The organism is Enterobacter sp. R4-368 (assembly GCF_000410515.1).
GTDB lineage: Bacteria > Pseudomonadota > Gammaproteobacteria > Enterobacterales > Enterobacteriaceae > Kosakonia.
On the sequence record NC_021500.1, the window covers coordinates 4,932,772 to 4,947,088 of the forward strand.

At 52.1% G+C, this 14,317-nt stretch carries 16 protein-coding genes and 1 tRNA gene; 11 read left to right on the top strand and 6 right to left on the bottom strand.

The features are described from left to right. Nucleotides 1-185: 185 nt before the first annotated feature. A tRNA-Ser gene (locus H650_RS22990) sits at nt 186-273 on the bottom strand. 263 nt (nt 274-536) lie between these two features. On the opposite strand from H650_RS22990, the gene ghrA reads away from it, so the two are divergent. The 4 genes from ghrA (at nt 537) to H650_RS23010 (ending at nt 3,457) form a co-directional block, all read left to right on the top strand. Then, a complete protein-coding gene (ghrA, locus tag H650_RS22995; RefSeq protein WP_020457398.1) occupies nt 537-1,475 on the top strand; it encodes a glyoxylate/hydroxypyruvate reductase GhrA in 939 nt (312 codons plus the stop codon). 85 nt (nt 1,476-1,560) lie between these two features. After that, the gene (locus H650_RS23000) at nt 1,561-2,298 is read left to right on the top strand and encodes a phosphatase (RefSeq protein WP_020457399.1); all 738 of its coding nucleotides are present in this window, start codon (nt 1,561-1,563) and stop codon (nt 2,296-2,298) included. Between the two features lie 19 nt (nt 2,299-2,317). Further along, the gene (locus tag H650_RS23005; protein ID WP_020457400.1) at nt 2,318-2,872 is read left to right on the top strand and encodes a TorD/DmsD family molecular chaperone; all 555 of its coding nucleotides are present in this window, start codon (nt 2,318-2,320) and stop codon (nt 2,870-2,872) included. Nucleotides 2,873-2,974: 102 nt separating this feature from the next. Next, nucleotides 2,975-3,457, top strand: a complete 483-nt coding sequence (locus tag H650_RS23010) for a DUF1097 domain-containing protein (protein WP_202819292.1) — start codon at nt 2,975-2,977, stop codon at nt 3,455-3,457. A 23-nt stretch (nt 3,458-3,480) separates the two neighbouring features. Here the strand turns inward: H650_RS23010 and csgG are convergent, their stop codons facing one another. The 4 genes from csgG to csgD are packed head-to-tail and all read right to left on the bottom strand — an operon-like array spanning nt 3,481 to nt 5,824. Next, nucleotides 3,481-4,314 (bottom strand): curli production assembly/transport protein CsgG, encoded by an 834-nt coding sequence (csgG, locus tag H650_RS23015; RefSeq protein ID WP_020457402.1) that lies wholly within the window; start codon nt 4,312-4,314, stop codon nt 3,481-3,483. Between the two features lie 25 nt (nt 4,315-4,339). Then, nucleotides 4,340-4,753 carry a curli production assembly/transport protein CsgF gene (gene csgF, locus H650_RS23020; protein WP_020457403.1) on the bottom strand — a complete coding sequence of 138 codons (414 nt, stop codon included), beginning with the start codon at nt 4,751-4,753 and terminating at the stop codon, nt 4,340-4,342. A 26-nt stretch (nt 4,754-4,779) separates the two neighbouring features. Next, nucleotides 4,780-5,169 (bottom strand): curli production assembly/transport protein CsgE, encoded by a 390-nt coding sequence (csgE, locus tag H650_RS23025; RefSeq protein WP_020457404.1) that lies wholly within the window; start codon nt 5,167-5,169, stop codon nt 4,780-4,782. Between the two features lie 4 nt (nt 5,170-5,173). Further along, complete coding sequence (csgD, locus tag H650_RS23030; protein WP_020457405.1) at nt 5,174-5,824, bottom strand: biofilm master transcriptional regulator CsgD; 651 nt, start codon at nt 5,822-5,824, stop codon at nt 5,174-5,176. Nucleotides 5,825-6,415: 591 nt separating this feature from the next. Between csgD and csgB the strand changes: the two genes are divergently transcribed. The 5 genes from csgB to ymdB all read left to right on the top strand — a co-directional run bounded on the left by csgB (nt 6,416) and on the right by ymdB (nt 8,796). Beyond that, nucleotides 6,416-6,871 (top strand): curli minor subunit CsgB, encoded by a 456-nt coding sequence (csgB, locus tag H650_RS23035; RefSeq protein WP_044489832.1) that lies wholly within the window; start codon nt 6,416-6,418, stop codon nt 6,869-6,871. Between the two features lie 40 nt (nt 6,872-6,911). After that, nucleotides 6,912-7,361 carry a curli major subunit CsgA gene (csgA, locus tag H650_RS23040; protein WP_017456373.1) on the top strand — a complete coding sequence of 150 codons (450 nt, stop codon included), beginning with the start codon at nt 6,912-6,914 and terminating at the stop codon, nt 7,359-7,361. A gap of 52 nt (nt 7,362-7,413) precedes the next feature. Beyond that, on the top strand, nt 7,414-7,734 hold the full coding sequence (gene csgC, locus H650_RS23045) for a curli assembly chaperone CsgC (RefSeq protein WP_020457407.1): 321 nt from the start codon (nt 7,414-7,416) through the stop codon (nt 7,732-7,734). A gap of 142 nt (nt 7,735-7,876) precedes the next feature. Continuing rightward, nucleotides 7,877-8,185, top strand: a complete 309-nt coding sequence (locus H650_RS23050; RefSeq protein ID WP_044489833.1) for a YmdA family protein — start codon at nt 7,877-7,879, stop codon at nt 8,183-8,185. Nucleotides 8,186-8,265: 80 nt separating this feature from the next. Beyond that, on the top strand, nt 8,266-8,796 hold the full coding sequence (gene ymdB, locus H650_RS23055; RefSeq protein ID WP_044489619.1) for an O-acetyl-ADP-ribose deacetylase: 531 nt from the start codon (nt 8,266-8,268) through the stop codon (nt 8,794-8,796). Between the two features lie 36 nt (nt 8,797-8,832). On the opposite strand, the gene mdoC is transcribed toward ymdB, so the two are convergent. Beyond that, entirely contained in the window at nt 8,833-9,981 is a 1,149-nt protein-coding gene (gene mdoC, locus H650_RS23060; protein WP_020457410.1) for a glucans biosynthesis protein MdoC, read from the bottom strand. 273 nt (nt 9,982-10,254) lie between these two features. Here mdoC and mdoG point away from each other — a divergent pair, with 273 nt between their 5' ends. Continuing rightward, nucleotides 10,255-11,790 (top strand): glucans biosynthesis protein MdoG, encoded by a 1,536-nt coding sequence (gene mdoG / locus H650_RS23065; protein ID WP_020457411.1) that lies wholly within the window; start codon nt 10,255-10,257, stop codon nt 11,788-11,790. Next, nucleotides 11,783-14,311 (top strand): glucans biosynthesis glucosyltransferase MdoH, encoded by a 2,529-nt coding sequence (gene mdoH / locus H650_RS23070; RefSeq protein ID WP_020457412.1) that lies wholly within the window; start codon nt 11,783-11,785, stop codon nt 14,309-14,311. The genes mdoG and mdoH overlap by 8 nt, the downstream gene beginning before the upstream one ends. Nucleotides 14,312-14,317: the final 6 nt, after the last annotated feature.

The following is a 14,317-nucleotide window of genomic DNA, read 5'->3' on the forward strand; positions in this document are numbered from 1 at the left end:
GATGGCGGTGAGGGGGGGATTGATTCGCTGCGCTCACCCTACGGGCAGCCCATTCACTGCGTTCATGGTCTGTCCAACTGGCTGCGCCAGTTGTCGACCCCCGGTCGGGGCTTCTCACCCCCCCTTGTGGAGTGAGACAGGCGAAAAAAAAGCCCGCATTTGCCTGCGAGCTCTTTTTTGAATGATGGCGGTGAGGGGGGGATTCGAACCCCCGATACGTTGCCGTATACACACTTTCCAGGCGTGCTCCTTCAGCCACTCGGACACCTCACCACATTGTCTTCCCGGTGTTACCGGGACGGGCGCTAATGTAGGGAAAACCCGGAACGCCGTCAATCCTCTTTTTCAATAAATTAGCGCGTTTAGACAAACTTCAAACAACCTGCTTCTTAAACGTTCTGAAATCGCTTTTTTTCTCGGCACGGCACTTTCTCCGCGAGGTATGAGAGAAATTTGTTATGCTGAGCGGCCTTCGCGAAAAAGCATAATTGTTCCGGAAAATAACCGGATACATCACATCAGGTTCTGGAGTTGATATGGAAATTATCTTTTATCACCCCTCATTCAATAACAATGACTGGATCCGCGCATTGCGGCAGGCGCTGCCGCAGGCAAATATCCGTGCGTGGACGCCGGGCGATAATGCCCATGCCGATTATGCGCTGGTCTGGCATCCACCGGTTGCGATGCTCAAAGGCCGACAATTAAAAGGCGTGTTTGCACTGGGAGCTGGAGTTGACTCGATTCTTAGCCAGTTGCAGGCTCATCCTGAGATGCTTCCCGAGTCTATTCCGCTGTTTCGCCTGGAGGATACCGGCATGGGGCTGCAAATGCAGGAGTATGCCGTGAGCCAGGTGCTGCACTGGTTCAGGCGCTTTGATGATTACCAGGCGCTAAAACTGCAGGCGAAATGGCAACCGCTGGATGAATACGAACGTGAAGACTTCACCATTGGCATCCTCGGCGCGGGTGTGCTCGGCACGAAAGTGGCCGAAAGTCTGCTCCAGTGGGGGTTCCCGCTGCGTAGCTGGAGTCGCAGCCGTAAAAACATGCCCGGCGTGACCAGCTTTGCGGGTGGCGAGGAGTTGCCCGACTTTCTTCATGGCACACGAGTGTTGATCAATCTGCTGCCCAATACCCCGGAAACGGCTGGCATTATTAACACTGCGTTGCTCAATCAGCTCGCTGACAACAGCTATGTGATAAATCTTGCGCGCGGTGTGCATGTTGTCGAGCGTGATTTGCTTGCTGCTCTGGAGAGCGGCAAGCTGAAAGGCGCCATGCTCGATGTCTTTAGCCAGGAGCCGCTCCCATCCAATAACCCATTGTGGGCGCATCCACGTGTGGCGATGACGCCGCATATGGCGGCGACGACACGCCGCAGTGAAGCCGTGGCTTTTATTGCGCAGGCTATTCAGGCTATTGAGCGGGGCGAAGCGGTGAGCGGGCGGGTAGACAGAGCGCGTGGTTATTGACAGACGCCCGGCATCGCCGGGTTTTGTCATTAAACTCGCGAACGATAACTGCTATCCTTTGCAGAAATAACTACAGGAGTGAGTCATGTATCCCGTTGACCTGCATATGCATACCGTCGCCAGCACCCACGCTTACAGTACGCTTCACGATTATATTGCCGAGGCAAAACGCAAAGGGATTAAGCTCTTTGCCATTACCGACCACGGGCCGGATATGGCGGATGCGCCGCACTACTGGCACTTTGTGAATATGCGCATCTGGCCACGGCTGGTCGATGGCGTGGGTATTTTACGCGGTATCGAAGCCAATATTAAAAACACCGAGGGTGAAATCGACTGCACCGGACCGATGTTGACGTCGCTGGATCTGATCATTGCAGGTTTCCATGAGCCGGTGTTTCCGCCGCAGGATAAAGCCACCCATACTCAGGCCATGATTGCGACTATCGCCAGCGGCAATGTCCATATTATTAGCCATCCCGGTAACCCGAAATTTGACATTGATATTCCGGCCGTTGCCGCTGCCGCCGCGAAATATGGCGTCGCGCTTGAAATTAACAATTCATCGTTTGTCCATTCGCGCAAAGGCAGCGAGGCGAATTGCCGCGCCGTGGCTGCCGCCGTGCGTGATGCCGGCGGCTGGGTGGCGCTGGGATCGGATTCTCACACCGCGTTTACGCTGGGCGATTTCAGTGAGTGCCGTAAGGTGCTGGATGACGTCGGTTTCCCGGAAGATCGTATTTTGAATGTCTCGCCGCGTCGTCTGCTGGATTTCCTCGAATCCCGCGGCATGGCGCCAATTCCCGAATTTGCAGAACTTTAATACTGACTGGAACAACTGAATGAACGAATTTTCAATTCTCTGCCGTGTACTGGGCTCGCTGTTTTACCGCCAGCCGCAAGATCCTCTGCTGGTGCCGCTCTATACCATGATCCGGGAGGGGAAACTGGCGGAAAGCTGGCCGCTGGAGCAGGATGAGCTGCTTGAACGGTTGCAGAAAAACTGCGATGCGCAGGCACTGGCGGCCGATTACAACGCGCTGTTTGTCGGGGAAGAGTGTCGCGTCTCGCCTTATCGCAGTGCCTGGGTGGAAGGTGCTACGGAAGCGGAAGTGCGTTCATTTTTGTCCAGCCGCGGCATGCCGTTAACCGATGCGCCAGCCGATCACATCGGCACGTTGCTGCTGGCGGCATCATGGCTGGAAGATCAGGCCGCAGAAGATGAAAGCGAAGCGCAGGAGACCTTATTCGCCGATTATATCCTGCCCTGGTGCGGCACCTTCTTTGGCAAAGTTGAAGCCCATGCGACAACGCCGTTCTGGCGCACCATGGCGCCACTGACACGCGATGCAATTGCCGCGATGTGGGATGAGTTGCAGGAAGAGTCAGAAGATTAATTGTGATTTTAATCACAATTAAAATGCAACTGAGATAATTGGTTTTCAAATAGTGTGCGTATTGTCGCATATCCGGGGCGTGCATCTGCTATGATGCGCGCCATGAACATTCTCCTTTCTATCGCAATTACGACAGGCATTCTCTCCGGTATCTGGGGCTGGGTGGCTGTCGCTTTCGGTTTATTAAGCTGGGCCGGTTTTCTCGGCTGCACCGCCTATTTCGCGTGTCCGCAGGGCGGTGTGAAAGGGCTGCTTATTTCCGCCTGTACGGTGATGAGTGGCGTGGCCTGGGCGCAGGTCATGATTCATGGCGCAGCCCTGGCTCCGCATCTGGAGATCGTTGGCTATCTGATGACCGGTGTGGTGGCGTTTTTGATGTGTCTGCAGGCCCGGAACGTGCTGCTCTCTTTTGTACCGGGGACATTCATTGGTGCCTGCGCGACGTTTGCCGGGCAGGGCGACTGGCGTCTGGTTATCCCGTCGCTGGCAGTGGGGTTAGTGTTTGGCTATGCCATGAAAAACAGCGGGCTGTGGCTGGCTTCCCGCCGCGCGCAGCCGCTGCTTAAAGAGCAAGAAAAGGCGTGACCGCAAGTCACGCCTTTCTTTTTTCAGGACTCCGGCGGCACCGCCATTTCGCGGTATTTAGCCAGCACAGGATTATGGCGATCGGCGCCTTGTTGCAAATCCCACAGTCCCCGATCAATCCCGTCATTGATCAGCAAAATCACCCCCGTTTCAATCGCTGACATCAGGCAGAGCATGACCGGTTCGTTGGCGGTATAGCCAACTTCTCCTTCCAGCAACCGCTGGTAGTCGATAAAGCGAAATACCCCAGCCTGTACTTCATAGGAGAGGATGGTTTTGCTGGTGTTGACCGACGAGAGAATTTCCCCGGTCGTGACATTAATCACCCGCAAATTCACCGCAATTTGATCCAACTGATATTGTGTGTCTCCGCCGATGCCGAAATAACGCGCACCAATGCCGCCGGATTTTACATTGCTCTCGTAGCCAATAATGGACCCTTCAATCATGATATTCGCGGCAGTCAGCGAGGGAAGAGGAACGCGATTATTGATGGCAACAGTCCCGTTTTCTTGCGCGGCGCGAATAATTTTTCGTTCATTTAGCAGATTCTGCAAACCCTGGCGCTCCAGCGGGACAAACCAGCGCGAATCTTTCAGCGCCGTCACCAGCATTGCGGTCGCGCTTTGCGGGACGGCGGTAGAAAAGTTACTTGCCGGGTAGGGTTTAAATTGCCCGGTTTCATCCTGGATGTTATACACCGAGACGAAAATTTTCCCGCTTGGCATCGGCAGATGCGTCAGATCCTGGTAACTTTGCGCCCGCGGCAACAGCGTCGGCTTAGCGGCTTGTTTTGGCGGCGCAGTGAGGCAACCGCTTAATAAACACACGGCGAATAAAATAAATAGACGCGACATAGTTGTTGTCCTGTTAGACAGTGGCTTAAAAGTCCGTTGAACCGCTTTGCAATCCCGACACCTGAATCGTAGATGTCTTGCCGGTTTTTCTGTCGGTGACGTTTAATTGCAGTTGTCCGTCTTTGTTGGAAATATCCACGATAAAATCGCTGGTCACCATTCGCCCGGGTTTACCGGTATTAATATTGGTAAGTAATCCGCCCAATATTTGTGATTGTATTGCCTGGGTGAAATTATCCAGCGCGGAAGTGGTTTCCACGCCGTAATCCTTATAGCTGGGATCGGTATAAGAATTTTGTGCCTGGGCGCTATTTAATAAAAATGCACCGTTATTAGGATTACCGCCGAAATTAGGATTACGAAACTGGAATGTCATGGTTCCCGCCCAGCATGCAGGCGCGATAAGCAACAGCGCAAGCAGGGTATATATGCTTCGCATAATAGCCTCCGGAGATTTAACGTATTTTAGAATTCATCACTCGCCATATCGCCAACGCTCAGCAGCGCCTGGTTTATTTGCAGGTGATCGATCGCTTGCTGGGTTTGCGCCAACGCGATTTCAACATTTTTTTCAAAGTCGCGGTGCGTCGGGAAAAGAAACGTCTGGTATACGACACTCTGATTGACGATTATCGTTATCCAGCTTCCCCAACGGGCGCTAGGTCGTTCATTGATAGTTAAATTCCCTTTCCAGTTACTTTCCCATTTATCACTAAATGCACGATAAAAATCGTGTCCGACAGACGATACAGTGTGATCGGCTAACAGCCCGGGAACTTCGACTTCAACAGCCGATACGTTTACGCAGGCGATCAGCAAAGTGGCAGTTGCCAGACGATACCCATAGCGTTTCATCGCACTAACGCCTGAGATTATCGTTAGCCCAGGAGACGGCTTGCGTGCGGTTTTTTACCGCTATCTTCCTGAAAAGATTATAAAGATGCGTTTTAACTGTGTTTTCACTAATGAACAGTGAACGGGCTATTTCAATATTTGATGCGCCGATACGCAGCTTATTAAGGATCTCTTTTTCCCGGTGGGTGAGCAGTGCAGATTCAGTGCTGTAGTAACGATAATTCCCGGCATGAGTGATGAGATAACTCGCCAGTTTTTGCGAGAAATAGCACTCACCACGTTGTACGCCTTGTAAGCCATCGACCAGCTGACTTCTGTCCTCGGAAATGTAAAAGACGCCCGTAATATTCGGCCAGTTTTCTACATCCTGGAATGGGTAATCAAGAGGGGTATTCATCAGCAATAGCTTAATATCACCATTTCGTTGTGACAGGATATTCTGCCATTGCTGAATCAGTTTTTTATCCGCATCCATCATGTCGAATAAGACGATGCTCAATGCGGGAATATCATCGAGAGGCCGTTGAATATTATGGAGCTTTCCGGGCAAAGAGAGCGCAAATTTTAAATGCTGGAGAAGCGCCGTTGCCTGTAATGAAGGTTTGGTTATTAATAATAAGACTGAAATAGCTGAACTATGGACTTCACTAAACATGATGAAACCCCGCGTATTTGTTTTTTGTTCATCAACTTCAACCCCCCGGTTATTCACCGGGGAAACCAGATGTACTGTCGGATTCGCTATGCTGTGTTCAGGAATAAGTGATCAGCCCGTGCAAGGGAGAAATAATACAAAGTAATGAGTGCTGCGAATTCAATCTAACGCTTGCAAACCTTAAAGCAAGTGTGAATCATGTAACAGAATGTAAAATTAAATATTGAAATGTTATTTTGATGTTCGGGCAAGTAGATATGCAAAGGCAAAAGCAGGGCGGGTTACAAAAGAATATGGTGCGAGAATTTATATTAAGAACAATGACCTGACTTTTGTTGACTTCAGGTTCGCCTTATTTTCACGTTTTGCTCTGGCCACGTATCCTGGGCATTGACGCTTATAACGCAGGGGTAATTATTTAAGAAAAATCATCTGATGCCGCCTCTGCTGCAAACGGGGAATAATTATTCTTCATGCTTTAGAATGACAAGGCTAATGAAAATCCAACTTGCTGGTGAGATATTTTCTTTTTATCCACGGCATACTCAGTTTTGCAACCAGGTATTAACAAATAAGTTTGGCGGTGACAGCATGAAGAACAAAATAGCCTTTATGATGTTAACCCTGCTGGGAATTCCGTGCCTTGTAACAGCAGCCGGATATGACCTGGCAAACCCGGAATATAATCTGGCGATTAATGAGTTAAGCCAGGTGCCTTATAATCAATCAGCCAATATTGATCAACATGGTGCGAGTAATAATGCGCATATTGATCAACGAGGTTCGAAATTATTAGGTGTTATTTCGCAAAATGGCGGAAACAATTCAGCGCAAATTAACCAGTCAGGAAGTTATAACCTTGCTTATATCGATCAGGCCGGTAGTGCCAACGATGCGAGTATTACGCAGGGTGCTTATGGTAATAGCGCGGTTATTATTCAGAAAGGCTCAGGCAACCGGGCAAATATCACGCAGTACGGTACGCAAAAAACGGCAGTAGTGGTGCAACGACAGTCGCAAATGGCTATTCGCGTTATTCAACGTTGAAAGTCTTGCGGCTTTAATCTCAATCCAACGGGGGTTTACCATGAAACTTTTCCAAGTGGCAGCATTCGCAGCGATCGTTGTTTCAGCAGGCGCATTTGCAGGTAGTGTCCCGCAGTATGGCAATGGCGGCGGTCATGGCGGTGGCAGCAATGGCCCAAATTCTGAACTGAGCATTTATCAATATGGCAGCGCCAACGCCGCCCTTGCTCTGCAAAGCGATGCACGTGAATCTGACCTGACTATCCATCAGTATGGTTCCGCCAACGCCGCCGATGTGGGCCAGGGTTCTGATGCCAGCTCTATCGATCTGGTCCAGAACGGGGCGCAAAACAATGCCACTATCGATCAGTGGAATGGCCGCAACTCTGATATTTCTGTGAGCCAGTATGGTGTGGGTAACGGCGCGCTGGTTAACCAGACTGCATCGGGCTCGAGTGTCACTGTTCAGCAAACCGGTTACGGTAACCACGCTACCGCGAATCAGTACTGATCCCCCGGGCAGGAATAAACAGGGCTACGGCCCTGTTTTTTTTGGAGGCGCTATGCATACCTTATTATTGCTGGCGGCGTTATCCAGCCAGATCACGTTCAACACCACCCGCGAGGGCGACAATTACACCATTACTCCGCTGGTGCAGGTTACACAGGATTGTGTTTGCCAGGTGCAGATTATTACCGAGCGCGAAGGTGCTGCGGGGGTGAGCCAAAGCCGGCAACGAAACACAATGACTCTCCCGGCGAATCAAACAACCGCAATTTCGCGCATTCATTTGAATATTTCCGCGCACGATAACGTCAAAATTCTCGTCACGGTATCTGATGGTCAGTCGCTCCATCTCTCCCGGCAGTGGCCCGCCGAATAATAATTTACTTAATCCAGGATACGGCGAACATATTCCTCATCTGAATGCTAATTTTAATTAAGGAACGCGCTAACGGTGCCGATATTTAACTTACCAATAGCCGAAGCTCAACCGTCAGGGATGAGTGATTTACGAGGTGTTTATGCGTCTGTTTCAAGCGTTCGTGTTTCCTGTTGCCTGCTTTTTTATGATGTCATCCGCTTATGCCGGAACCCAGCTGGCAGGAGGGGCGATCCATTTTCGTGGTGCCATCGTTGAAGGCGGCTGCGAAACTCGCGCTCAGAACCAAAATCTGCAGCTTTCGTGTTTGCAAAACAATCAAATGCAGACCCGGCAAATCCATGTCAACGAGGTAACCGGGCAATCACTCTCTTCGCAGGTTGCGCAAGTCCAGATGCGCTATCTCGATGCGCAGCAATCCCGCGCCGAGGTTACCATCACCTATAACTGATGATTTTGAATATGTTGCCCTTGCTATTTCCGGATACACTTAACGGTGTTAACGGGTTACTGGCCGGATAGGGGGCAAAAATGCAACCACGTATGCAGGTGCTTCAGGGGGATATCACCACGCTTGAAGTGGATGTGATTGTGAATGCAGCAAACTCATCATTGCTTGGCGGCGGCGGTGTGGATGGCGCGATTCATCGTGCCGCTGGGCCTGCTTTGCTCGATGCGTGCCGGCAGGTACGTCAGCAGCAGGGCGAGTGTCCGCCAGGCCATGCGGTGATCACGGCGGCAGGAAATTTAAAGGCGAAAGCGGTGATCCATACCGTTGGGCCGGTCTGGCGTGGCGGAGAAGAGAATGAAGCACGCTTACTGGAGGATGCATACCGCAATAGCCTTCAACTGGCGGAAGCCAATAGTTACACGAGCATTGCTTTTCCCGCTATCAGTACCGGCGTGTATGGTTACCCAAAAGCCGCGGCGGCCGAAATCGCCGTTAATACCGTCGCTGCGCACCTTATACGCCGGCCTCAACTCCAGCAGGTGATCTTTGTTTGTTTCGATGACGAAATGACGCAGCTTTACCAGCGCTTACTGACTCAGCACATCCAATAAGGCGCGGCTGCTCTGCGGGCAGGGCAGCCGGAAACCTTATCTGGCGTGAGCATGACGCTTCGCGTCGTTTTGCTGCGGCTTGCCGGAAAAAAGGAAGCGTAGCAGCGGAATGCGCAGATGGATTTCATACAGCAGCACCGCAATGCCAATGACGAAGACCAGCCCGGCAAGAAAACCAAGGAGATTGGACTGGATATGCGGTGTGATCCACGCGCCAAATAGCAACGTTAGCGGATGGTGTACCAAATAGATAAACAGGGATGCGTTCACGAAATAACTCACACGCGCTGACTGGAAGTTCAGCAACTTGTGGCCCAATGAAAAGACGACATTGACCATCCACAGCCCCAGCAGCATGGTGATAACCGCCTCGGTTTCGTACATCCAGCCATCACCACTGCCATAGCGCTGGTTAAGCAAATAAGCACCAAAGGCCAGCGCTGAGCCGAGCATGCACCATGGCGAAGGCGTGGTGAAAAGTGATTTCAGGCGCGAGTTAATGAATGCCAGCGCACCAAGAATGAAGAACGGAATGTAGAACAACGTCTGCATGACCGCAAAATTAAACAGCGCGTCACGTAATATATCCGGATAGATCATCAACACAATTCGACGCAACGCAGCCCATGCGATACCTAACAGCAGGAACCAAAGCGACAGTTTCGCCAGCGAAATATTACCAGCCAGCCGGTTAGCGCTATTTTTTAGTTTTTTAAACAGCACCATGCTGATCGTTGTTAATACCACAAGGACTAACAAAAACCATAAATGGGAGATGAGTTCCCATGACAGCGTGTTGAATTTGTCATAAGTCGATAGGGTGTGCCATTCGGCTGTTTTATCTTTCACATATTGCAACATAATAAATTGCGGCAGCGTCAGCAGCGGGATCGCGGTGAGCATTGGAATGCCGACGCGCTCAACGCGCAGCTTCCACCAGCGCTTAAGCGGATAGCGCAAATACAACATGTATGAAAAATAACCGGAAATGACAAAAAACACCTGCATACGGAACGCATGTATGGCGTCATTGAACAGCGTTAGCCACCATGAAGGGTAGGCGCTGTTCACGTGCCACATATGGCTGGAGTAGATCAGCGAAATATGAAATGGGATCCCAAGCAGCATCAACCACGCGCGTATGGAATCAAGGAAATATTCTCGTTGTGCGGGGGTTTTGGTCATATCACTCCGTACATTCTCAGACTTTTCGTCTTATCCATAAGACAAATAATGATTACATTCGCAACCAACCCTACACTATGACCGATAACCTGTCTCCAGGATAAGCCTGCAAAACGATAAAGGGTTAGTTTCATTTGCTTATTCAATGAGCCTGCATGGAGAACAATGCGGGGATTCAGTTGTCGGATAGCCTGAGTTTCCATTAAAATGGATCGGATCGATTTAAGCACACAAAGGGGGAAGTGCTTAGTTATTATGAAACCTAAATTACGAATGATGAAAATGCGTTGGGTAGGTGCTGCTGTTCTGTTGTCACTTTATACGTCATCAGGCTGGGCCTTTTCTATTGATGATGTCGCAAAACAGGCACAATCACTGGCCGGTAAAGGCTACGAAGCACCCAAGACCAATTTGCCCTCTGTGTTCCGTGAGATGAAATACGCGGACTATCAGCAGATCCAGTTTAACCATGACAAAGCCTACTGGAACGCGATCAACACCCCATTTAAGCTTGAGTTTTATCACCAGGGTATGTACTTCGACACGCCAGTGACCATCAATGAAGTGACTACCACTGCCGTACGTAAAATCAAATACAGCCCGGATTACTTCAATTTCGGCAACGTCCAGCACGATAAAGACACGGTCAAAGACCTCGGTTTCGCCGGTTTCAAAGTTCTGTACCCCATCAATAATAAAGATAAAAACGATGAAATCGTCAGCATGCTGGGCGCAAGCTACTTCCGCGTGATTGGTGCGGGGCAGGTGTATGGCCTTTCCGCTCGCGGTCTCGCCATTGACACCGCACTGCCATCTGGCGAAGAGTTCCCGCGTTTTCGTGAGTTCTGGATCGAGCGTCCAAAACCAACTGACAAACGCCTGACTATTTACGCGCTGCTGGACTCACCGCGTGCAACAGGCGCATACCGTTTTGTGATTATTCCAGGCCGCGACACCGTGGTGGATGTGCAGTCCAAAGTTTACCTGCGCGATAAAGTGGGCAAACTCGGTGTTGCGCCGCTGACCAGTATGTTCCTGTTTGGGCCGACGCAACCCTCCCCTGCGACCAACTATCGCCCGGAATTGCATGATTCTAACGGGTTATCGATGCTGGCAGGCAACGGCGAGTGGATTTGGCGTCCACTGAATAACCCGAAACATCTTGCTGTGAGCAGCTATGCGATGGAAAACCCGCAGGGCTTTGGTCTGCTGCAGCGTGGTCGTCAGTTCTCCCGTTTTGAAGATATCGATGACCGCTACGATCTGCGCCCGAGCGCGTGGGTAACGCCGAAAGGCGAGTGGGGCAAAGGCAAAGTCGAACTGGTCGAAATCCCGACCAACGATGAAACTAACGATAACATTGTCGCTTACTGGACCCCGGATCAACTGCCGGATCCAGGTAAAGAGATGAACTTCAAATACACCATCACCTTTAGCCGTGACGAAGACAAGCTGCATGCGCCAGACAATGCGTGGGTATTGCAGACGCGTCGCTCCACAGGGGATGTGAAACAGTCAAATCTTATCCGTCAACCTGACGGGACTATCGCGTTTGTGGTGGATTTCACCGGCCAGGATATGAAAAAGCTGCCGAAGGATACCCCAGTAACCGCGCAAGCCAGCATTGGCGATAACGGTGAGATTGTGGAAAACACCGTTCGCTATAATCCGGTTACGCAAGGTTGGCGTTTGATGTTGCGCGTGAAAGTCAAAGATCCGAAGAAAACCACGGATATGCGCGCGGCGCTGGTCAACGCCGACCAGAACCTGAGTGAAACCTGGAGCTATCAGCTACCTGCCAATGAATAAGACAACTGAGTATATCGACATGCTGCCGCTTTCCGCATCGGAAAAAGCGGCGCTGCCGACAGAGAGCATTCGCAGCGTGCATGAGGCGCTGGATAAAGAGCAAACGAGCTGGACGCGTGAAGATGATACGCCGCTGGGTTCTGTGAAAGCACGTCTGGAACATAGCTGGCCGGATTCGCTCGCTGAAGGGCAATTGATCAAAGACGATGAAGGGCGTGCGCAGCTTCAGGCGATGCCGAAAGCCAAACGCTCTTCGATGTTCCCCGATCCGTGGCGCACTAACCCGATTGGCCGTTTTTGGGATCGTCTGCGCGGGCGCGAAGTTGCGCCCCGTTACCTTGCGCGTTTGACCAAAGAGGAGCAAGCACACGAGCAGAAATGGCGTACCGTCGGTTCTATCCGCCGCTACATCCTGCTGGTGCTGACGCTGGCGCAAACCGTCGTCGCCACCTGGTATATGAAAACCATTCTGCCTTATCAGGGCTGGGCGCTTATCAACCCAACGGATATGGCGGGCCAGGATCTGTGGGTTTCCTTTATGCAGCTCCTGCCGTATGTGCTGCAAACCGGTATCTTGATCCTGTTCGCGGTGCTGTTCTGCTGGGTTTCCGCCGGGTTCTGGACTGCGTTGATGGGCTTCCTGCAACTGTTGATTGGCCGCGATAAATACAGCATTTCGGCCTCGACGGTGGGCGATGAACCGCTAAACCCGGAACATCGCACGGCGCTGATTATGCCTATCTGTAACGAAGACGTGGATCGCGTGTTCGCGGGCTTGCGCGCAACCTGGGAATCTGTGAAAGCCACTGGCAACGCGGCGCACTTCGACGTCTATATTCTGAGCGACAGCTACAACCCGGATATCTGCGTAGCCGAGCAGAAAGCCTGGATGGAATTGATTGCGGAAGTGCAGGGCGAAGGGCAGATTTTCTACCGTCGCCGCCGCCGTCGCGTAAAACGCAAAAGCGGTAATATCGATGACTTCTGCCGCCGCTGGGGCAGCCAGTACAGCTACATGGTGGTGCTGGATGCGGACTCCGTGATGAGCGGCGAGTGTCTGACCGGGCTGGTACGCCTGATGGAAGCGAACCCGAACGCCGGGATCATCCAGTCGTCTCCGAAAGCGTCCGGGATGGATACGCTCTATGCGCGTTGTCAGCAGTTTGCGACCCGCGTTTACGGGCCGTTGTTCACTGCGGGCTTGCACTTCTGGCAGTTGGGTGAATCCCACTACTGGGGGCATAACGCGATTATCCGCGTGAAACCGTTTATTGAGCACTGCGCGCTGGCGCCGCTGCCGGGTGAAGGTTCGTTTGCCGGTTCGATTCTGTCCCACGACTTTGTCGAAGCCGCGTTGATGCGCCGTGCCGGTTGGGGGGTGTGGATTGCTTACGATCTGCCAGGCTCATATGAAGAGCTACCGCCGAACCTGCTCGATGAGCTGAAGCGCGACCGCCGCTGGTGTCACGGCAACCTGATGAACTTCCGCCTGTTCCTGGTAAAAGGTATGCACCCGGTTCACCGCGCAGTGTTCCTCACCGGTGTGATGTCCTATCTCTCCGCGCCGCTGTGGTTTATGTTCCTTGCGCTTTCCACGGCCTTGCAGGTGGTGCATGCGCTGACGGAGCCGCAATACTTCCTGCAGCCGCGCCAGTTGTTCCCGGTGTGGCCGCAGTGGCGTCCGGAGCTGGCTATTGCGCTTTTCGCTTCGACAATGGTCCTGCTGTTCCTGCCGAAGCTACTGAGTATCATCCTGGTGTGGTGCAAGGGGCCGAAAGAGTACGGTGGTTTCATTCGCGTAACGATTTCCCTGCTGCTGGAAGTGCTGTTCTCGGTGCTGCTTGCGCCGGTGCGTATGCTGTTCCACACCGTGTTTGTGGTCAGCGCGTTCCTTGGCTGGGAAGTGGTATGGAACTCGCCGCAGCGTGACGATGACTCCACGCCGTGGGGTGAAGCCTTTATGCGCCACGGTTCTCAGCTGCTGCTGGGGCTGGTATGGGCAGTAGGGATGGCATGGCTTGATCTCCGCTTCCTGTTTTGGCTGGCACCGATTGTCTTCTCGCTGATCCTGTCGCCGTTCGTGTCGGTTATCTCCAGCCGGTCTACCGTCGGACTGCGTACCAAACGCTGGAAACTGTTCCTCATCCCGGAAGAGTATTCTCCGCCGCAGGTACTGGTAAACACGGATAAATATCTGGAGCTGAACCGCTCGCGCAGCCTGGATGATGGCTTTATGCATGCGGTGTTTAACCCGTCATTCAACGCGCTGGCAACGGCGATGGCAACGGCTCGCCACCGCGCAAGCCACGTGCTGGAGATTGCCCGCGATCGCCATGTTGAGCAGGCGCTGAATGAAACACCAGAGAAGCTGAACCGCGACCGTCGCCTGGTGTTGCTGAGCGACCCGGTCACACTAGCGCGTATGCACTATCGCTTGTGGGCGGCACCGGAGAAATATCTGTCATGGGCGAGCTACTATGAAACGCTGAAGCTTAACCCGCTGGCGTTGAAGGCAAAGTAAGCCGAC